Annotated in this window: 18 protein-coding genes; 11 read left to right on the forward strand and 7 right to left on the reverse strand. The window is 73.0% G+C overall.

Going from position 1 to position 19606, the window contains the following annotated elements; translation table 11 throughout:
• Position 1: 1 nt before the first annotated feature.
• The 5 genes from NMK34_RS05275 to NMK34_RS05295 form a co-directional block, all read right to left on the reverse strand.
• A complete protein-coding gene (locus tag NMK34_RS05275) occupies positions 2 to 1792 on the reverse strand; it encodes an N-acetylglutaminylglutamine amidotransferase (protein WP_318332439.1) in 1791 nt (596 codons plus the stop codon).
• Positions 1793 to 2105: 313 nt separating this feature from the next.
• Positions 2106 to 2768 carry a peptide-methionine (S)-S-oxide reductase MsrA gene (gene msrA, locus NMK34_RS05280; protein ID WP_318332440.1) on the reverse strand — a complete coding sequence of 221 codons (663 nt, stop codon included), beginning with the start codon at positions 2766 to 2768 and terminating at the stop codon, positions 2106 to 2108.
• Positions 2769 to 2844: 76 nt separating this feature from the next.
• A complete protein-coding gene (locus tag NMK34_RS05285) occupies positions 2845 to 3258 on the reverse strand; it encodes an HIT family protein (RefSeq protein ID WP_318332441.1) in 414 nt (137 codons plus the stop codon).
• 122 nt (positions 3259 to 3380) lie between these two features.
• Positions 3381 to 4073, reverse strand: a complete 693-nt coding sequence (locus NMK34_RS05290) for a nucleotidyl transferase AbiEii/AbiGii toxin family protein (protein WP_318332442.1) — start codon at positions 4071 to 4073, stop codon at positions 3381 to 3383.
• Positions 4074 to 4075: 2 nt separating this feature from the next.
• On the reverse strand, positions 4076 to 4402 hold the full coding sequence (locus tag NMK34_RS05295; RefSeq protein ID WP_318332443.1) for a hypothetical protein: 327 nt from the start codon (positions 4400 to 4402) through the stop codon (positions 4076 to 4078).
• A 95-nt stretch (positions 4403 to 4497) separates the two neighbouring features.
• Here NMK34_RS05295 and NMK34_RS05300 point away from each other — a divergent pair, with 95 nt between their 5' ends.
• The 4 genes from NMK34_RS05300 to ilvA all read left to right on the forward strand — a co-directional run bounded on the left by NMK34_RS05300 (position 4498) and on the right by ilvA (position 9240).
• The gene (locus NMK34_RS05300; RefSeq protein ID WP_318332444.1) at positions 4498 to 5640 is read left to right on the forward strand and encodes a cystathionine gamma-synthase; all 1143 of its coding nucleotides are present in this window, start codon (positions 4498 to 4500) and stop codon (positions 5638 to 5640) included.
• 16 nt (positions 5641 to 5656) lie between these two features.
• Positions 5657 to 7069 (forward strand): amidase, encoded by a 1413-nt coding sequence (locus tag NMK34_RS05305; protein WP_318332445.1) that lies wholly within the window; start codon positions 5657 to 5659, stop codon positions 7067 to 7069.
• 147 nt (positions 7070 to 7216) lie between these two features.
• A complete protein-coding gene (locus NMK34_RS05310) occupies positions 7217 to 8023 on the forward strand; it encodes a DUF4328 domain-containing protein (protein WP_318332446.1) in 807 nt (268 codons plus the stop codon).
• Entirely contained in the window at positions 8020 to 9240 is a 1221-nt protein-coding gene (ilvA, locus tag NMK34_RS05315; protein WP_194798525.1) for a threonine ammonia-lyase, read from the forward strand. Before NMK34_RS05310 ends, ilvA begins: the two co-directional genes overlap by 4 nt.
• A 134-nt stretch (positions 9241 to 9374) precedes the next feature.
• Here ilvA and greA read toward each other — a convergent pair whose 3' ends face one another.
• Positions 9375 to 9875, reverse strand: coding sequence for a transcription elongation factor GreA (greA, locus tag NMK34_RS05320; protein WP_013284133.1), 501 nt, complete (start codon positions 9873 to 9875; stop codon positions 9375 to 9377).
• 145 nt (positions 9876 to 10020) lie between these two features.
• Positions 10021 to 10455, reverse strand: coding sequence for a DUF4307 domain-containing protein (locus NMK34_RS05325; protein WP_318332447.1), 435 nt, complete (start codon positions 10453 to 10455; stop codon positions 10021 to 10023).
• 265 nt (positions 10456 to 10720) lie between these two features.
• Between NMK34_RS05325 and mca the strand changes: the two genes are divergently transcribed.
• The 7 genes from mca to purE all read left to right on the forward strand — a co-directional run bounded on the left by mca (position 10721) and on the right by purE (position 19469).
• Positions 10721 to 11581 carry a mycothiol conjugate amidase Mca gene (gene mca / locus NMK34_RS05330; protein ID WP_318336277.1) on the forward strand — a complete coding sequence of 287 codons (861 nt, stop codon included), beginning with the start codon at positions 10721 to 10723 and terminating at the stop codon, positions 11579 to 11581.
• A 48-nt stretch (positions 11582 to 11629) separates the two neighbouring features.
• A complete protein-coding gene (locus NMK34_RS05335; protein ID WP_194798523.1) occupies positions 11630 to 11914 on the forward strand; it encodes a hypothetical protein in 285 nt (94 codons plus the stop codon).
• Positions 11915 to 12130: 216 nt separating this feature from the next.
• Entirely contained in the window at positions 12131 to 14626 is a 2496-nt protein-coding gene (locus NMK34_RS05340; RefSeq protein WP_318336278.1) for a bifunctional diguanylate cyclase/phosphodiesterase, read from the forward strand.
• Between the two features lie 110 nt (positions 14627 to 14736).
• A complete protein-coding gene (locus tag NMK34_RS05345) occupies positions 14737 to 15633 on the forward strand; it encodes a hypothetical protein (protein WP_318332448.1) in 897 nt (298 codons plus the stop codon).
• 85 nt (positions 15634 to 15718) lie between these two features.
• Positions 15719 to 17755, forward strand: coding sequence for a thioredoxin domain-containing protein (locus tag NMK34_RS05350; RefSeq protein ID WP_318332449.1), 2037 nt, complete (start codon positions 15719 to 15721; stop codon positions 17753 to 17755).
• A 65-nt stretch (positions 17756 to 17820) separates the two neighbouring features.
• Entirely contained in the window at positions 17821 to 18981 is a 1161-nt protein-coding gene (locus NMK34_RS05355; protein WP_318332450.1) for a 5-(carboxyamino)imidazole ribonucleotide synthase, read from the forward strand.
• Positions 18978 to 19469, forward strand: a complete 492-nt coding sequence (purE, locus tag NMK34_RS05360) for a 5-(carboxyamino)imidazole ribonucleotide mutase (RefSeq protein WP_318332451.1) — start codon at positions 18978 to 18980, stop codon at positions 19467 to 19469. The genes NMK34_RS05355 and purE overlap by 4 nt, the downstream gene beginning before the upstream one ends.
• Positions 19470 to 19606 lie beyond the last annotated feature (137 nt).

Raw genomic sequence — 19606 nt, forward strand, 5'->3', positions numbered from 1 at the left:
GTCAGTCGATTCCGTGGCTCTGGAGCCACATTTCCAGGAGTCCCAGTTGCCACAGCTTGTTTCCGTTCAACGGGGTCAGTTCGGCATTCGGGTCGGCGAGCAGCGCGTCGACGTAGTCGGCGCGGAACAGGTCGCGACGGCGCGCCTCCGGCGCGGTGAGCGCGTCGCGTACCCGGTCGAGGAGCTTGCCCTCCAGGTGGGTGAGTCCGGGCACCGGGAAGTAGCCCTTGGGTCGGTCGATGACCTCGTGCGGCAGCACCCGGCGGCCGATCTCCTTGAGCACGCCCTTGCCGCCCTGGGCGAGCTTCAGCTCCGGCGGGCAGCTCGCGGCCAGCTCGACGAACTCGTGGTCGAGGAACGGCACCCGGGCCTCCAGCCCGTGCGCCATGGTCATGTTGTCGACCCGCTTCACCGGGTCGTCGGTCAGCATGACCTGAGTGTCGATCCGCAGGCCCGCGTCGACGGCGGTCTGCGCCCCCGCGCGGCCCAGGTGCGCGGCGACGAACTCCCGCGCCGGGTCGCCGTCGGCCAGCCACGCCGGGTTGAGCACCCGGGCCAGTCCGGCCGCGTCGCGGTCGAAGAAAGCCTTCGCGTACGTCTCGAGCGCCTGCTCGCGGTCCACCCCGGCCAGCGGCGGGTACCAGTGGTAGCCACCGAGGATCTCGTCCGCGCCCTGGCCCGACTGCACCACCTTGACGTGCTTCGCGACCTCCTGGCTGAGCAGCCAGAACGCCACGCAGTCGTGGCTGACCATGGGCTCGCTCATGGCCGCGACGGCGGCCTCCAGCGGCGGCAGCAGGTCACCGGTGGGCACCCGGATCTGGTGGTGGTCGGTGCCGAACGTCTTCGCCACCAGGTCGGAGTAGACGAACTCGTCGCCCTCCCGGCCGCCGACCGCGTCGAAGCCGATGGAGAACGTGGCCAGGCCGGAGCGGGCCTGCCCCTCCCCGGCCAGCAGCGCGACGACCAGGCTGGAGTCGAGGCCGCCGGAGAGCAGCACGCCCACCGGCACGTCGGCCACCATGCGGCGGCGTACGGCGGTGGTCAGCGAGTCGAGCAGCGCATCCTGCCAGTCCCGCTCGGACCAGCCGGCCCGCTCGGCGGCGCGGCCGAAGGACGGATCCCAGTAGACCCGCTCCTGGCTGGAGCCGTCCGCCTCGTACACACGGACCGTGGCCGGCGGCAGCTTGGTGACGCCGGCCAGGATGGTGCGCGGCGGCGGCACGATGCTGTGGAAGCTCAGGTAGTGGGCGAGCGCCACCCGGTCGATGGTGGTGTCGATGCCGCCGCCGGCGAGCAGCGCCGGCAGCGTCGAGGCGAACCGGACCACGCCGGGGCTCTCGGCCAGGTAGAGCGGCTTGATGCCGAGGCGGTCCCGGGCCAGCACCAGGCGGCCGGTGTCGCGCTCGCTGATCGCCACCGCGAACATGCCGATCAGGTGGTCGACGAAGTCGAGCCCCCACTCGGCGTACGCCTTGACCACGACCTCGCTGTCGCCGGAGGAGAAGAACCGGTGGCCCTTGGCCTGCAGCTCGGCGCGCAGCTCCCGATAGTTGTAGATGCAGCCGTTGAAGACACCGGTGAGCCCGGCGGCGGCGTCCACGATGGGTTGGCCGCTCGCCGCGGACAGGTCGATGATCTTCAGGCGCCGGTGTCCCAGCGCGGTCGGGCCCTGCGACCAGATGCCGCTGTCGTCGGGCCCTCGGTCACTCATCGTGGCCGCCATCCGCTCCACGGCCGAGACGTCGGCGCGTGAACCGTCACGGCGGAACTCTCCCGCAAGTCCGCACATACGAGCCAATGCTGCCAGAGCTTGTTGCAGTTCGCCTGTTGAGACGATGACGAACGTGTGACAGCTTGCTACGATGCGCCGTCACGCAGGGTGGTTGCCTGTCACGCCTTCGGTTCCTGCCTCACTCCACCCGATGTCGGAGATCGGCTCCGGCGAGGCTGTGAGGAACGCCGCAGAGACGGGCGCCGGCGGCTGGCCCACGGTTCGTCGCCGATCTTGCAGTTCGGGCCCCTGGGTTGCCCCTTATGCGAGCCTCTGGGGGCACCGAACTGCAAGATCGCGCGAGCGTGGGTGCCGCCGGCGCGCGGTGGGGCTAGCCCGAGGTGCGGGCCACTCCGACCGGGCAGCTCAGCCCGTTCGGTCCGTGGTTGCAGTAGCCGTTCGGGTTCTTCGTCGGCGCCAGGTACTGCTGGTGGTAGTCCTCGGCGAAGTAGTAGTCGCCGAGCGGGGCGATCTCGGTGGTGATCTCACCCTTGCCGGCCCGGGCCACGATCGGCGCGAACGCGTCCCGCGACGCCTTGGCCGCGGCCAGCTGCTCGTCGGTGGTGGTGTAGATCGCCGAGCGGTACTGGGTGCCCACGTCGTTGCCCTGGCGCATGCCCTGGGTCGGGTCGTGGTTCTCCCAGAAGACCTTCAGCAGGTCCTCGTAGGCGATCTTCGACGGGTCGTAGACCACCTGGACCACCTCGGCGTGCCCGGTCATGCCCGAGCAGACCTCCTCGTACGTCGGGTTGGTGGTGTATCCACCCGCGTAACCGGCGGACGTGGTGATCACGCCGGGGAGGGTCCAGAACAGCCGCTCGGCGCCCCAGAAGCAGCCCATGCCGAAGACGGCGACCTGCGCGCCCTCGGGGAACGGGCCCTTCAGCGAGGACGGAAGCACCTCGTGCCGGTCGGCGATCGGCATCGCGATCGGGCGGCCCGGCAGGGCCTGGTCAGGAGAGATCATCTCGGCCTTCATGCGGCGGAGGAACACGGTGGGACTCCTCTCTTGGCTTTCCCAGCGTGTGCAACAGCGTCGGCCCCCGGTTCCTTACCCGCCCACGCCGGCGTCAGGCCAGCGCCGCCGAGACCCGCCCGGCGAACTCCGTCGCCTCGGCGTCGTCGGCGTACCGGGTACGCGGCCAGAAGAAGCCGCGCAGCCCGTCGCCCTTGGTGCGGGGCACCACGTGGGTGTGCAGGTGCGGTACGGACTGGGACACCCGGTTGTTCATCGCCACGAACGTCCCACCGGAGCCCAGACCGGTCTCCACGGCCACGGCGATCCGCTGCACCAGCCGGAAGTAGCCGGGCAGCGCGTCGGCCGGCAGGTCGGACAGGGTGACCAGGTGGGTGCGGGGCACCACGAGCACGTGGCCCTTGAACACCGGCCGGGTGTCGAGGAACGCGACCCCGTCCGGCTCGTCGGTCACCCGGAACGCCGGCACCTCGCCCGCCACGATCCCGCAGAACACGCACCCGCTCACGAGCCCACCCTAGGCCCCGCCCGCCCACCCCACCTCCAGGCGAGCGTCGATCATGAGGTTGGCGGCGACAAAACGGACCGCGACCGCCGTCAACCTCATGATCGACGAGAAACCGGGTGCGGTCAGAGGCGGTCGAGGTACGCGTCCCAGTCGTCGTCGGGGATGCCGGCCGGGCCGGTCTCGCCGTTGGCGAGGCGTGTCCGGATGTCCGCCTCCCACTGACGGGCCCAGCGCCTGAGCCCGCCGATGTCGTCCTCGCCGAGACCGTAGGCGGCGAATGTCTCCACCTCGAGCTCGTCGACCCCGCCGAGTCGGTCGGCCAGCTCGTGAAGCGAGAACGCGACGGTGTGCCGGGCTCCCAAGGACTCGAGTCCCCTGCACTCCACGATCCGGCTGGCCGCACGTACGTCGATGTAGTCGCGATGCGCGGCGCGGTCGTGAAGTGCCCTGACCTTGAGGCCGATGGCGTCCTCCAGCGCGAGCACCGGCCCGATCTGCAGCCTCGCGGGTGGCCCGATCGCCTCTTTCAAGAGGTCGACCTCGCAGGCGAAGCCGGGCCCTTCGACCAGCAACCGGGCCATCCGCGGCGTCGCCTCGACGACCCGGCAGCCGAACCCTTCGGCTCGGTACGCCTCAGCCAGCCGCGCCGCCACCAGAGGCAGCGGCAGCGCGGTTGCGGTGGCGAAGTCGATGTCGCGGGACGGCCGGCTCACGAGATCGTGCGCGGCGAGTGCATACCCACCGGCGAGCACCAGACCGAGGTCGTCACCGGCGCGGAATCCGACGTGCAGCAGGCGCGTGTGCAACTCGTCCACGGCTAGGCTGCCAGGCCCGGCATCCTGCTCTCCCAGAGGCGGATCACCCGGCGCGCGGTCAGCTTGCGGATGCGGGACCAGTCCTGCCGGAGAAGCGCCGGATTGACGTACCGGACGATGTCCTCGCGCTGCCCGCAGTCCATCAGCGTGCGGTAGAGCGTGAGCCGCTGCCCGCTGTCGTCGACGTCGAACTCGGTGAGCCCGGACCACGCGAGGCGGATCGGCAGCGTGACCCGGCCGTGCTCGGGCCCCTTGAGGTCGTCCAGGCACGTGGGGATCCGGTCGGCGACGCCGTGCAGGCGAGAGGGGAGCGCCTCGGTCGAACTCACCGGACCAGTATGGCTGACCGCCCCGACGCCTTCGCGCTTGTGACTCGCACCGGGTTGCCGGGAGCGGGACCGGGCGGGGGACTAACGTCTGCGGCATGAGCCACGGCTTCGAGACACTCGCCATCCACGCCGGTCAGGACCCGGAGGCCCGCACCGGTGCGGTGATCCCGCCGATCTACCAGACCAGCACGTACGCCCAGGACGCCGTCGGCGCGCCCCGTGAGGGCTACGAGTACAGCCGCTCCGGCAACCCCACGCGGGACGCGCTCCAGGAGTGCCTGGCCGCGCTGGAGGGCGGCCCGGTGGCGCTCGCCTTCGCCAGCGGCCTGGCCGCCGAGGACACGCTGCTGCGGACCGTCTGCAAGCCGGGCGACCACGTGGTGATCCCGGACGACGCGTACGGCGGCACGTACCGGCTGTTCGCCAAGGTGGCCGAGCGCTGGGGCCTGGCGTACACCCCGGCGAAGGTCTCCGACCCGGACGCCGTGCGGGCCGCGATCCGCCCCGGCGCGACAAAGATCGTCTGGGTGGAGACGCCGACCAACCCGCTGCTCGGCATCGCCGACATCGCCGCGCTCGCCGCGGTGGCGCACGACGCCGGCGCGCTGCTGGTGGTCGACAACACGTTCGCCTCGCCGTACCTGCAGCAGCCGATCGCGTTCGGCGCGGACGTGGTGGTGCACTCCACCACGAAGTACGTCGGCGGACACTCCGACGTGGTCGGCGGCGCGCTCGTCGCGGCGGACCGCACGCTCGGCGAGGAACTGCGCTACCACCAGAACGCGATGGGCGCGGTCAACGGGCCGTTCGACGCCTGGCTCACGCTGCGCGGCATCAAGACCCTCGGGGTACGGATGGACCGGCACTGCGACAACGCCGAGCGGATCGCGGCCTACCTGGACGGACACGCCAAGGTCGCCCAGGTCGTCTACCCGGGTCTGCCGTCGCACCCCGGCCACGAGGTGGCCGCCAAGCAGATGCGCCGGTTCGGCGGCATGATCTCGTTCCGCGCGGCGGGCGGCGAGGAGCACGCCGTCCAGATCTGCAACCGGGCCCGGCTGTTCGTGCTCGCCGAGTCGCTGGGCGGCGTCGAGTCCCTGATCGAGCACCCGGGCCGGATGACACACGCGAGCGCTGCGGGCTCGCCGCTTGAAGTTCCCGGCGATCTCGTGCGACTGTCTGTCGGCATCGAGACGGTCGACGACCTGCTCGCCGATCTGGAGCAGGCCCTGGGCTGACCGCTGGTTGGGGAGGGTGGCAGTGCCGGACATCTTGCCGACGACCTGGGTCGGGACGACCGCGAAACAGATCGCCCGGGCGGTACGCCGTGGCGACGTCTCCGCCACCCAGGTCGTCGCCGACCACCTGGACCACGTCGCCCGGGTGGATCCCGAGCTGGGCGCGTTCCGCGCGGTACGCGGCGGTGAGGCGATCACCGAGGCGGAGAAGGTCGACGAGCAGGAGGAACTGGCGAACCTGCCGCTCGCCGGGGTGCCGGTGGCGGTCAAGGAGAACACGCCGGTGGCCGGCCTGCCCACCTGGAACGGGTCGGCCGCGATGCGTACGCCCGTGGCGGAGGCCGACCACGAGGTGGTCCGGCGGCTGCGCGGCGCGGGCGCGGTGATCCTCGGTGTCACGCGGATGCCGGAGCTGGGCCTGTGGGCCCTCACCGACGACGACACCGCTGTCACCCGCAACCCGTGGGATCCGGCGCGTACCCCCGGTGGCTCGTCCGGCGGCGCGGCCGCCGCGGTGGCCGCCGGGCTGGTGCCGATGGCCCACGGCAACGACGGCCTCGGGTCGATCCGCATCCCGGCGGCCTGCTGCGGCCTGGTCGGGCTCAAGCCCGGCCGGGGCGTGGTGCCCTGCCAGCTCGGCGCGGACGACTGGTTCGGCCTCACCGAGCACGGCATGCTCACCAGCACCGTCGCCGACGCGGTGGTCGGCTTCTCGGTGCTGGCCGGCCGCCGGCCGGACAAGCTGGTCCCGCCGGAGCGGCTGCGGGTGGGCGTCTCGCTGCGCTCGCCGGTACGTGGCGTCTCGCCGGACGCGCCGAACCGGGACGCGGTCGCCGCCGCCGGCCGGCTGCTCGCCGCGGCCGGTCACGACACCGTGCCCGCCGACCCGGTCTACCCGACCCGGCTCGGCCTCCAGGGCATCGCCACCTGGTTCGCGGCGGCCGCCGCCGACGTGCGCGCCGCCGGGGTGGCGCCGCGCCGGCTCCAGCGCCGCAGCCGCCGGCACGTCACGCTCGGCGACTGGGCACAGCGCCGGGGGTACGTGCGGGAGGCCGACCGGGCGGCCTGGCGCGAACGGTCCGTGCACTTCTTCGCGGACAACTCGATCGACCTGCTGCTCACCCCGGCGCTGGCCGGGCCGCCGCCGGAGGCCGCCGGCTGGTCCGGCCGCTCCTGGCTGGCGAACATGTCGACCAACATCAAGTACGCCCCGTACGCGGCGCCGTGGAACATCGCCGGGCTGCCGTCGATCGTGGTGCCGGTCGGCCGCCGCCCGGACGGCCTGCCGGTCGGTGTGCAGTTCGTCGGCCCGCCCAATTCCGAACTGCTGCTGCTCGGGGTGGCCGGCCAGTTCGAGATGCAGGCGCCGTGGGCGCGGCACGCTCCCGGCTATCCCCGCGTCGGAACGGGGTCGCCGGCCACCGCGTGATCGTCTAGCGTGTGCGCACCCTGTCGCGCACACCATCTCGGACGGTCCCCGATGAACTGCCAGACCTGCGGGGACCCCACGTCCCCGGCCTATGAGGAGTGCCGGCGCTGCGGCACCCGAGTCGGTCAGCCTGCCGTGAGCCCCGGCGTGCCCACGTACGGCGTGCGCGGCCTTGCCGTGGCCGGCGCGTTCGCGGTCGGCGCCGCCACCCTGTGCTACCTGCTCACCGCCCTGTTCCCGCTCGTGGGTGTGCGGATGGCCCGCTCGGCCGCCGAGCAGCTCGACCGGGACGTGCTGCTCGGCGCGGTACTGGCCGAGGTGCTGTTCTCGCTGCCGTACCTGCTCGCCCTGCTGACCGCCGGGACGCTCGTGGTGATCTGGACGTGGCGGGCGCGCAAGAACCTGGACGCGTTCCCGGGCGCGGTGCCGAACCTGAGCCCGGCGTGGGCCATCGCCGGGTGGCTGGTGCCGCTGGTCAACTTCGTCGTACCGGCCCGGGTGCTCGCCGACCTGCTCCGCAACAGCGTGTGGCAGCGCCGCCAGTCGTGGCTGGTCGGGGTGTGGTGGGTGAGCTGGCTGGTGTTCCTGATCGGTGACCGGTTCGTCGCGCGGGCCGAGCAGCAGCGCTACGACCGGCTGACCGAGCTGCCCCGCAACGACGCGGAGTTCGCCACGTACGTGCGCTTCTACGAGGACGCGCTCGCGCCCCGGCTGGTGCCGGCGGTGGCCTGCCTGGTCGCCGGGATCGCGTTCGTCGTGCTGATCCGCCGGATCTCCGCCGCCCAGCAGGACCGGCTCGCGCGGGCCGTGCCCGTGTGGCCGGGGCAGCCGGTCTGGCCCGGTCAGTCCGCCTGGCCCGGCCGACCGGGCCGGCCCGCGCCCGCCGCGCCGATGCCGGTTGCGCCGACGTCGCCGCAGGTTCCGCCCACCCCGGGTGGCACGATCGGGGCATGACGGAACTGGTCGGCCTCGCCGACGTACAGGCCGCGCGGGAACTGCTCGCCGGTGTCACCCGTACCACCCCGCTGGAGCCGTCCCGGCCGCTCAGCGCCGCGCTCGGCGGACCGGTCTGGCTCAAGTGCGAGAACCTCCAGCGCGCCGGGTCGTACAAGGTGCGCGGCGCGTACGTGCGGATCTCCCGGCTCTCGGCCGAGGAGCGGGCCCGCGGCGTGGTCGCGGCGAGCGCCGGCAACCACGCCCAGGGCGTGGCGCTCGCCGCCGGGCTGGTCGGCGCGCACGCCACCGTCTTCATGCCGGTGAACGCGCCGCTGCCGAAGGTCGCCGCGACGAAGGGGTACGGCGCGCAGATCGAGCTGGTCGGCAACACGGTGGACGAGTCGCTCGTCGCGGCGCAGACGTTCGCCGAGCGGACCGGAGCGGTGTTCATCCACCCGTTCGACCACGCGGACGTGATCGCCGGTCAGGGTACCGTGGCGCTGGAGATCCTGGAACAGTGCCCGGAGGTGCGCACCATCGTGACCGGGGTGGGCGGCGGCGGGCTCGTCTCGGGCATGGCGGTGGCGGCCAAGGCGCTGCGTCCCGACGTACGGGTCATCGGGGTCCAGGCGGCGAGCGCCGCCGCCTTCCCGCCCTCGCTGCGCGCCGGCGAGCCGCTGCGGCTGCCCTCGTTCGCGACGATCGCCGACGGCATCGCCGTGGGCCGTCCGGGCGAGCTGACCTTCACCCATGTCCGCAAGCTGGTCGACGACGTGGTGACGGTCTCCGAGGAGGACATCTCCCGGGCGCTGCTGATGCTGCTGGAACGCGGCAAGCAGGTCGTCGAGCCGGCCGGCGCGGTCGGCGTGGCGGCGCTGCTGGCCGGCGCGGTGGAGGTGACCGCGCCGGTCGTCGCGGTGCTCTCCGGCGGCAACATCGACCCGCTGCTCATGCTCCGGGTGATCGAGCACGGCCTGGCGGCGGCGGGGCGGTTCCTGCGGATCACCGTGCGCTGCACCGACCGGCCCGGCCAGCTCGCCTCCCTGCTCGGCGAGATCGCCGAGCACCGTGCCAACGTGGTGGACGTGGTGCACCAGCGCGCCAACCCGCACCTGCGCCTCGGCGAGGTGGAGGTGGCCCTGTCCGTGGAGACCCGCGGGGTGGAGCACTCGGACACGCTGATCAGCGCGCTGCGGGCCAGCGGCTACCAGGTGGTCTTCACCGGCGAGGGCTGAGCCCTCGGCGGAACGCGAACGCCCCGGCCGGATGATCCGGTCGGGGCGTTCGGGTGTGCGGCTCGGGTCCGAGGAGGGCCTGTCAGCCTCGGTCGGGTTCGGGACCCGAGCCATCCGGCGCGGGTCCGGAGGGGTCAGCCGCTGTACGGCTCGAAGGAGACGATGGTCACCTTGATATCGGCGCCGCTGGGCGCCGTGTAGGTGCAGGTCTGCCCCGCCTTGCCGCCGAGGATGGCCTTGCCGAGCGCGGACTCGGGGCTGTAGACGGTGAGGTCGGTGGTGGAGGCGATCTCCCGGGAGCCGAGCAGGAAGGTCTCGCTGTCGTCGGCGTCGTCGTCGAAGTAGATCTTCACGACCATGCCCGGCGACACCGCGTCGGTGTCCGGCGCCTCACCGACCTTGGCGGTGCGCAGCAGCTCCTTGAGGTAGAGAATGCGGCCCTCGGCCTTGCCCTGCTCCTCACGGGCGGCGTGGTAGCCACCGTTCTCCCGCAGGTCGCCCTCCTCGCGCCGGGCGTTGATCTCGGCGGCGATGACCGGCCGGTTGGCGATCAACTCGTCGAGCTCGGCCTGCAGACGGTCGTAGGCGTCCTGGGACAGCCAGGTGGCGGGCGCCTCGTTTCCATTTGTGGACACAGGCGGTCTCCTCGATTGGTGCGGACTGGCTGACAGGTGAACTTGCAAGGCTACCAGTGCGGGTCGCGTCGAGGTGTGATCAATCACCCCGGGTGCCTGCGGCGGGACCGGGGTGCGGTGGCCGGCGACTCGCCGGCAGGCCGGCTCAGCCGGCGGGCCGGCAGCGCAGGACCTCGCCGATGAACGGCCGGGCGCTCGTGGGCACCTCCTGCCGGGTCCGGATGTGGCGCTGGCCGGGCTCCGCGGTCACGGTGGCCTCGGCGCTGCCCACCTGGGCCCCGTCGTGGGAGCGGGCCTGCAGCAGACAGGTGGCGGAGCCACCCGGGGGCACGGTGACCCGGAAGTCGACGATCACCCGGGAGTCGGTGATGTCGGAGTAGCTGATCATCTCGCCCTGGTACTCCGGGTCGCCGTACTGGTAGTAGAGCTTCGCCGCGCCCAGCCCGAGGACGGCGAGCATGACCGTCACCGTCAGGGCGAGCAGGACCGGCCGGCGGCGCCCCGGCTCCCGGCGGCGGCCGTAGCGGCCCGGCGGGAAGACCGGCGCCTTCGCGGCGACTGTGGCGTGCGTCTCGCTCACCGGCGGGTATCTCCTGGCGTTGTTGTCGGCGGCATCGGCAAGAATGGCTAGGTCCATCTTCCCAGCCCGGCGCTGAGTCAAGGATGGCAGGTCGGCCTGGACCGGCGGGCGTGGCCCTGGCCACTCCGGTGGCGGCCCCCGACCGGCCGTCACGGGGGCTTTCGCGGGCGCGGGGGGAGATTCCGGCAGGTCAGCCGGTCGGCCCCGGGGGCCGGTCGGCGGGCACAGACGAGGAGCGCCGAAGGTGGCAGAACAGCTGCGTCTCATGGCGGTGCACGCCCATCCCGACGACGAGTCGAGCAAGGGCGCCGCCACCATGGCGAAATACGTCGCCGAGGGGGTGGACGTCCTGGTCGTCACCGCCACCGGTGGCGAGCGGGGCAGTGTCCTCAACCCCAAGATGGACCGCCCCGACGTCTGGGCGAACATCGGTGACATCCGGCGGGCCGAGATGGACGCCGCCCGGGCCATCCTCGGCGTCGAGCAGGCGTGGCTCGGCTTCGTCGACTCCGGGCTGCCCGAGGGCGATCCGCTGCCGCCGCTGCCGGAGGGCTGCTTCGCCCTCCAGGACGTGGACGTCGCCGCCGCGCCGCTGGTGCGCCTGATGCGGCAGTTCCGCCCGCACGTCGTCACCACGTACGACGAGGAGGGCGGCTACCCGCACCCCGACCACATCATGACCCACAAGGTCACCGTGGCGGCGTTCGACGCGGCCGGTGACCCGGACCGCCACCCCGACCTGGGCGAGCCGTGGCAGCCGCTGAAGCTCTACTACGACGTGGGCTTCTCCCGCGCCAAGATCATGAGCCTGCACGAGGCGGTGCTCGCCGCGGGGCTCGAGTCGCCGTACGGCGAGTGGATGAAGCGCTGGGACGAGCGCCCCGACAAGGGCGCCCGGATCACCACCCGGGTCGAGTGCGCCGACTACTTCCCGGTCCGCGACGACGCGCTGCGCGCGCACGCCACCCAGATCGACCCGGACGGCTTCTGGTTCCAGGTGCCGATGGAACTGCAGAAGCGCGCCTGGCCGACGGAGGACTTCCAACTCGCCCGCTCGCTGGTCGACAGCCCGCTGCCGGAGTCCGACCTGTTCGCCGGCGTACGAGAGGCGTGCCGTGCCCACTGACCCGGCCGGGGTCTACCCTGGTGCTCAGTCGCACATCGGAGGAACACCATGCTGACCACCGTCGAGGTGCTCGCGCAGAACAACTTCGGTGACACCCGTACGGGTGGTCTGGCCGGTCCGATGGGCCTCTTCCTCATCGTCGCGCTGGCCACCGTCACCGTCCTGCTGATCCGCAACATGAACGCCCGGCTGCGCCGGCTGCCCGACCGCTTCCCGCAGCAGGGCACCCCCGGCCGGGCCGATTCCGCAGTCGCCGATCCGACAGACGGGCTCGTCGAGCAGGATTCACCGACGAACGCCCCCAACGGCTCCCAGCAGGGTCGGAACAGCTGAACACCGCGTGAATCACGTCGAAGCCGGTCGTCGCCCCCTGTTGCGACCACCGGCTTTGGCTTAGCCTTCCGCCGGGGGGACCGTCAGGCCCCGGACCCTGCGCGGAAGGGGGACGCCGATGTCGATGGCAGCACCGGCCCCCGACCATGCCCCGGCCCGACGCGTCGACGGGGCGGCCCCGTGACCACCGAGCCGGCCGACCGTTCCCCCGACCGGATCGGCCTGCGCGGGACACCGCTGGGCGTCGTCCTGCTCACCGTCGCGGTCGCGCTGACCGGTCTGCTCGCCGCCGTGCTTGGCCTTACCGTCCCGTCGCACCTGCCGGCCGACGACTCGCTTCCCGGTGCGGCGCGGTTCGGCATCGCCGTTGTCGCGTTCGCGGTGGCCCAGCTCGCCCGGCTGCGCTTCCGCAGCGCTTCGGGCATGGTGAGCATCACCTGGGGCGAGGCCGCGCTCGTGGTCTGCCTCTGGCTGGTGCCTGCCGGCTGGCTCCCGGCCGCCGCCCTGCTGGGCGTGGGCACCGCCTGGACCGTGATGTCCCTGGTCTCCGACCGTCGTCCCGCGCTGGAACTGGTGGGGATCGCCGGTTCGCTCACCGCCGCCACCGCGCTCGCCGCCGCGGTGGCCACCGCGCTCGGCCCGCCGCTGCTCGCCGCGCCCACGCCGGAGCTGGCGCTCACGCTCACCGCCGCCGCGGTGACGTACCTGCTCACCACCGCCTTCCTGGGCGCGGTCACGCTCGCCCTGCGGCACGGCATCGCGATCGGGCCGCCGCTGCTCGCCGCACTGCGCGGCAAGCTGCTCATGTTCGTCGGCAACGTGGCGGTCGGCCTGGTGGTCGTCGCGCTGCTCGAACTCGACGCGCGCTGGCTGCTGCTCCTGCCGCCGCCGCTCTGGCTGCTCCAGCAGACGTACCGCCACCGGCTCCGCGCCGACCAGGAGCGGCGTACGTGGCGGGCGTTCGCCGAGGCCACCGCCGCACTCAACCAGCTCGACGAGCGCGGCGTGGCGACCGCTGCGGTGACCGGCGCGCTCACCCTGTTCGGCGCGGAACTGGTCGAGGTCGACGTGGCCCGGGGCGAGGGCCGCTGGCGCCGCTACCGGGCCGACCGCGGCGGGCAGGTACGCGACCGGGAGGTGGAGCCGTCGGCCGGCGCGGACGCGGGGGAGCACGAACTGGTGCGCCGCCTCGCGGTGGGATCCGCTGACGTCGGCCGCCTGCGGGTGCGGTTCGCCCGGTCCGCCCCGCCGAGCGCCCGGGAACGCGACGGCGTGGCGGCCTTCGGGGACGCGCTGGCCGCCGCCCTGCACGACGCCGCCACGCACCGGGAGCTGCGGCTGGTCACCGCCCGCTCGTCGTACGACGCGGTGCACGACCAGCTCACCGGGCTGCTCAACCGGGCGGCGCTGCTCGCCAAGGGGGACCAGGCGCTGCGGCAGCGCGCCCACGACCACCCGGTGGCCCTGCTGCTGCTCGACGTGAACCAGTTCAAGGAGGTCAACGACACGCTCGGGCACTCGGCGGGCGACCAGCTGCTGCGGCTGACCTCCAACCGGCTCGCCGCGCTGACCCGGCCGGGTGACCTGCTCGGGCGCCTCGGCGGCGACGAGTTCGCCCTGCTGCTGACCTCGGTGCCGCTGGTCGAGGAGCGGACCGCCCCGCTGGCGTACGCGCTGCGCCAGGCCCGGGAGGTCGCCGAGCGCCTCGCCGCGCCGACCGAGGTGGCCGGGGTACGGATGTCCGTCGAGGTGGCGGTGGGCGTCGTGGTGGCCGACGCGGGCGCGGCCGACCTGACCGAGCTGCTGCGGCGCGCCGACATCGCCATGTACCAGGCGAAGGAGGGCGGCGGCAGCGTCGCCGCGTACGACAGCTCCCGCGACGCGGCGAGCACCGACCACCTGGCGCTGCTCGCGGAGATGCGGGAGGCGCTGGCCGCCGACGACCAGCTGGTGCTGGCGTTGCAGCCGGCGGTGGACCTGGCGACCGGCGCGCCGACCGGGGTGGAGGCGCTGATCCGGTGGCGGCATCCGCGCCGGGGCTGGCTCGGCCCGGCCGACTTCATCCGCCCGGTGGAGAACAGCGAGCAGCTCGGCAGCTTCACCCGGTACGTGCTGGACAAGGCGCTGGCGGTCGCCGCCGGGTGGGCGCGGGACGGGCTGGACATCCCGATCTCGGTGAACCTGTCCGCGCGCAGCCTGCTCGACCCGCGGCTGCCCGCCGAGATCGACGAGGCGCTGCGCCGTCACCAGGTGCCGCCGCACCGGCTGGTCCTGGAGATCACCGAGACGGTGGTGATGAGCGAGCTGGAGGTCATCGACGAGGTGCTTGCCACGCTGCGGGGCATGGGCGTGCAGCTCGCCGTGGACGACTTCGGCACCGGGTTCTCGTCGCTGACGTTCCTCACCCGGATCGCGGTGGACGAGTTGAAGGTGGACCGCTCGTTCGTGCTCCGGATGGCCGACTCGCCGGAGGCGGCGGCGATCGTCCGGACCACCGTGGGGCTGGCCCACGAGCTGGGGCTGCGGGTGGTGGCCGAGGGCGTGGAGACCGCCGAGCAGCGCACCGCGCTGGCCGAACTGGGCTGTACCGCCGCCCAGGGCTACCACTTCTTCAAGCCGATGCCGGCCGACAAGATCTCCGCGGTGCTCGGATCGCTGCGCGACGGTGCCCGCGGCAACGTGGTCCCGCTGCGCGCGGACGGCGCCTCCTGACCCGTCCGTCTACCGTGGACGGGGCAGCGGAGACGCCCGGCCGGTCCTAGGCTGCTGACACGGCGGGCGCGGCAGGCGTCCCCGCTGACGTCCACACGGGGAGGACGACGATGAGACGTTCCTGGCGACGGATCCTGCTCGCCTCGACCATGGCGCTGACCACCGGCGCTGCCGGCCTGGTCATGTCCGCTCCGGCGCAGGCCCGGCCGGCGGAGTCCTGGTCGTTCGCCGTCACCGGCGAGCCGGGTGATCCGATCACCGCCGGCAACTCCTACTCCTACAGCTCCGCGGCACCGACGCCCGGCGACGAGATGAACGCGTGGGGCCACGGCCAGCAGCACTTCGGGATGGAGTTCTGGAGCGACACCGACAACACCTGGCGTCTGGGCATCTCCGCCCCGGCCGGTCAGACGCTGAAGGCGGGTGACACCTACCAGAACGTCAGCCAGCCGGTCTACGGGAGCGACGCGGCCAGCCTGCAGCTCTACAACGGCGGTTGGGGGCGCTCCTGCGCGCAGAGCACCGGTTCGTTCACGGTCCTGCACGCCGACTGGGGCCCGTTCGACTACGTCGAGCGCTTCGACGCCACCTTCGAGATCCGGTGCGAGGGCGCGGCCGGCAGCCTGCGCGGCGAGATCCACATCGGGAACCCGCCGCCGCTGCCGGCGCTCGACGTCACACTGACCGTCGATCCGGTGGCGACGGTGGACAAGAAGGGCATCGCCACCGTCCGCGGGTCGATCACCTGCACCCGGGCGGATTCCTTCTCCATCGCGGGCGAGCTGGTCCAGGAGCAGAAGAAGGCGGGCATGGTGCGCGGCTACTTCTCACCCCACATCCCGTGCGTTCCGGGTCAGGTGGTGCCGTGGTCGGCCACCACCTACCCGGCCGACGTCAAGTTCCAGCGCGGCACCGCCCAGGCGGTCAGCGAGATCCTGGTCCGCGACTTCGAGTACTGGAACGAGTTCACCGTGCGGGACACCTCGACGCTCACCCTGACCCGGTGAGACGGCGGCCGGGCCGGGACCACGGTCCCGGCCCGGCCGCCGCACTCGCGCCGCACCGGCTCCGCGCGCTCGCTAAGGTCGGGTGGTGAACCGACTCGCCGAGGCCACGTCGCCCTACCTGCTCCAGCACGCCGACAACCCGGTCGACTGGTGGCCCTGGTGCGACGAGGCGTTCGCCGAGGCGAAACGGCGCGACGTGCCGGTGCTGATCTCGGTCGGCTACGCGGCCTGCCACTGGTGCCACGTGATGGCCCACGAGTCGTTCGAGAACGAGGCAGTGGCGCGGCTGATGAACGACGACTTCGTCTGCGTCAAGGTCGACCGCGAGGAGCGTCCCGACGTCGACGCGGTCTACATGACCGCCACCCAGGCGATGACCGGGCAGGGCGGCTGGCCGATGACCGTCTTCGCCACGCCGGACGGCACCCCGTTCTTCTGCGGCACGTACTTCCCCCGCGCCAACTTCATCCGCCTGCTCGGCTCGGTCGCCACCGCCTGGCGCGACCAGCGCGAGGCGGTGCTGCGGCAGGGCGCCGCCGTGGTCGAGGCGATCGGCGGCGCGCAGGCGGTCGGCGGCCTCACCGCCCCGCTCACCGCCGACCTGCTCGACGCCGCCGCGAGCCAGCTCGCCCGGGAGTACGACGAGACGAACGGCGGTTTCGGCGGCGCGCCGAAGTTCCCGCCGCACATGAACCTGCTCTTCCTGCTCCGACACCACCAGCGCACCGGCTCGGCGCGCAGCCTGGAGATCGTCCGGCACACCTGCGAGGCGATGGCCCGCGGCGGCCTCAACGACCAGCTCGCCGGCGGTTTCGCCCGCTACTCGGTGGACGGCCACTGGACGGTGCCGCACTTCGAGAAGATGCTCTACGACAACGCGCTGCTGCTGCGGGTCTACACCCAGCTCTGGCGGCTCACCGGCGACCGGCTGGCCCGCCGGGTGGCCCGGGACACCGCGCGGTTCCTCGCCGACGAGCTGCACCGGGCCGGTGAGGGCTTCGCCTCGGCGCTCGACGCGGACACCGAGGGCGTCGAAGGGCTCACGTACGTCTGGACGCCCGGCCAGCTCGTCGAGGTGCTGGGCGCCGACGACGGCCGGTTCGCCGCGGATCTGTTCGAGGTCACCGCCGACGGCACGTTCGAGCACGGCACCAGCGTGCTGCGGCTGGCCCGAGACGTCGACGACGCCGACCCCGAGGTGCGGGCCCGCTGGCAGGACGCGGTGGGCCGGCTGCTGGCCGCCCGCGACACCCGCCCCCAGCCGGCCCGCGACGACAAGGTGGTGGCCGCCTGGAACGGGCTCGCGATCACCGCCATCGCGGAGTTCCAGCAGGTCGCCGCGCTGCTCGTGTCGTCCGACGACGAGGACGCGAACCTGATGGACGGCGTGCTGATCGTCTCCGACGGTGCGATGCGGGACGCCGCCGAGCACCTGGCCACCGTGCATCTCGTGGACGGCCGGCTCCGGCGGGTCTCCCGGGACAAGGCCGTGGGTCAGCCGGCCGGGGTGCTGGAGGACTACGGCTGCGTCGCCGAGGCGTTCTGCGCGATGCACCAGCTCACCGGCGAGGGGCGGTGGCTGACGCTGGCCGGTGAGCTGCTCGATGTGGCGCTGGCCCGGTTCGCCGGCCCGGACGGTGCCTTCTACGACACCGCCGACGACGCCGAGCGCCTGGTCACCCGGCCCGCCGACCCGACCGACAACGCGACCCCGTCGGGCCGGTCGGCGATCGTCGCGGCGCTCGTGGCGTACGCGGCGCTGACCGGGGAGACCCGCTACCGCGAGGCGGCCGAGAAGACGCTCACGACTGTCGCGCCGATCGTCGACCGGCACGCCCGGTTCACCGGATACGCGGCAACCGTCGGCGAGGCGCTGCTGTCCGGGCCGTACGAGATCGCGGTGGCGACCGGCGACCCGGAGGGCGACCCGCTGGTGGCCGCGGCGCGGCGCCACGCCCCGCCCGGAGCGGTGGTGGTGGCCGGCGCCCCGGACCAGCCCGGCGTGCCGCTGCTGGCCGGGCGGCCGTTCGTCGACGGGAAGCCCGCCGCGTACGTCTGCCGGGGCTTCGTCTGCCAGCGGCCGGTGACCGGCGTCGAGGAGCTGATCGCGCAGCTCGGCTGAGCGGAACAGGGCCGGGCCGCCCTCACGGTCCGGCCCGGCACCGGCCCTTATAGGCTGGCGGCGCTATGGACTCCCGTACCGGTCTCCCCGTCGTGGGCATGGTGGGTGGCGGCCAGCTCGCCCGGATGACCCACCAGGCCGCCATCGCTCTCGGCCAGTCGCTGCGCGTGCTGGCGCTCGCCCCGGACGACGGTGCCGCGCTGGTCGCCGCCGACGTCCAGTACGGCGACCACACCGACCTGGCCGCGCTGCGGACGTTCGCCAAGGGCTGCGACGTGGTCACCTTCGACCACGAGCACGTCCCCAACGAGCACATCCGCACCCTGACCGACGAGGGCGTGAAGCTGTTCCCGCCGGCCGAGGCGCTGGTGCACGCGCAGGACAAGCGGGTGATGCGGGAACGGCTCGGTGAGCTGGGCGCGCCGAACCCGGCGTGGCGTCCGGTGGAGTCCCCGGCCGACCTGATCGCCTTCGGCGAGGAGACCGGCTGGCCGGTGGTGCTCAAGGCCGCCCGGGGCGGCTACGACGGGCGCGGCGTCTGGATGGTCGACGACGCCGGTCAGGCCGGTGAGCTGGCCGCCACGCTGCTCGCCGGTGGCACCCCGCTGCTGGTCGAGGAGCGGGTGGCGCTGCGCCGGGAACTGGCCGTGCAGGTGGCCCGGTCGCCGTTCGGGCAGGTCGCCGCGTACCCGGTGGTGGAGACGGTGCAGCGCGACGGCATCTGCGTCGAGGTGCTGGCGCCCGCGCCCGACCTGCCGGAGGAGCAGGCCGTGGCCGCGCAGCAGCTCGCCATCGACCTGGCGACCGCGCTCGGAGTGGTCGGCCTGCTCGCGGTGGAGCTGTTCGACACGCCGTCCGGGCTGGTCGTGAACGAGCTGGCGATGCGGCCGCACAACTCCGGGCACTGGACCATCGAGGGCGCCCGGACCTCGCAGTTCGAGCAGCACCTGCGGGCGGTGCTCGACTACCCGATGGGGGACACCTCGCTGACCGCGCCGGTCGTGGTGATGGCGAACGTGCTCGGCGGCGAGCCGGGCGGCATCTCCATCGACGAGCGGCTGCACCACCTGTTCGCCGCCGAGCCCGGGGCCAAGGTCCACCTGTACGGCAAGCAGGTCCGCCCGGGCCGCAAGATCGGGCACGTCACGGTGCTCGGCGACGACCTTGACGACGTACGGGCCCGGGCCGCGCGTGTCGCCCGCTGGCTCCAGGAGGGGCAGGCATGAGCACCGTCGGGCTGATCATGGGCAGCGACTCGGACTGGCCGGTGATGAAGGCCGCCGCCGAGGCGCTCGACGAGTTCGGCGTGCCGTACGAGGTGGGCGTCGTCTCGGCGCACCGCACCCCGGTCAAGATGATCGAGTACGGCCGGGCCGCCGCGGGCCGCGGCATCCAGGTGATCATCGCGGGCGCGGGCGGGGCGGCTCACCTGCCCGGCATGGTCGCCTCGGTCACCCCGCTGCCGGTGATCGGTGTCCCGGTGCCGCTGAAGTACCTGGACGGCATGGACTCGTTGCTGTCCATCGTGCAGATGCCGGCCGGCGTGCCGGTCGCCACCGTGTCGATCGGCAACGCCCGCAACGCCGGCCTGCTCGCGGTACGCATCCTGGGCGCCTCCGACCCGGTGCTGCGCGACCGGATGGCCGCCTACCAGTCGAGCCTGGAGGACCTGGTCGCGGAGAAGGATGCCGCGCTGCGCGCCTCCCTGATCTGACCGTATCGTCACTCTCTGTTCCCGAGACGTCCGGTCGCTCAGCGTGACCGGCCGGGCCGACGCGTGTCTGTCATCCCCGCCGCAGCCCGCCGAAACGGAGCGTGATCTGCTCAGTCCCACCTCGGACCCGGCCGGGA

The sequence above is a fragment of the Micromonospora sp. BRA006-A genome (genome assembly GCF_033433935.1).
Classification (GTDB): Bacteria; Actinomycetota; Actinomycetes; order Mycobacteriales; family Micromonosporaceae; genus Micromonospora; species Micromonospora aurantiaca.

Coding starts and splice junctions, on each gene's coding strand:
- ilvA (WP_194798525.1), top strand. CDS start 8,020: ATGACGGAACTGGTCGGCCTCGCCGACGTACAGGCCGCGCGGGAACTG.
- NMK34_RS05355 (WP_318332450.1), top strand. CDS start 17,821: ATGGACTCCCGTACCGGTCTCCCCGTCGTGGGCATGGTGGGTGGCGGC.
- NMK34_RS05300 (WP_318332444.1), top strand. CDS start 4,498: ATGAGCCACGGCTTCGAGACACTCGCCATCCACGCCGGTCAGGACCCG.
- mca (WP_318336277.1), top strand. CDS start 10,721: ATGGCGGTGCACGCCCATCCCGACGACGAGTCGAGCAAGGGCGCCGCC.
- NMK34_RS05275 (WP_318332439.1), bottom strand. CDS start 1,792: ATGTGCGGACTTGCGGGAGAGTTCCGCCGTGACGGTTCACGCGCCGAC.
- purE (WP_318332451.1), top strand. CDS start 18,978: ATGAGCACCGTCGGGCTGATCATGGGCAGCGACTCGGACTGGCCGGTG.
- NMK34_RS05335 (WP_194798523.1), top strand. CDS start 11,630: ATGCTGACCACCGTCGAGGTGCTCGCGCAGAACAACTTCGGTGACACC.
- NMK34_RS05345 (WP_318332448.1), top strand. CDS start 14,737: ATGAGACGTTCCTGGCGACGGATCCTGCTCGCCTCGACCATGGCGCTG.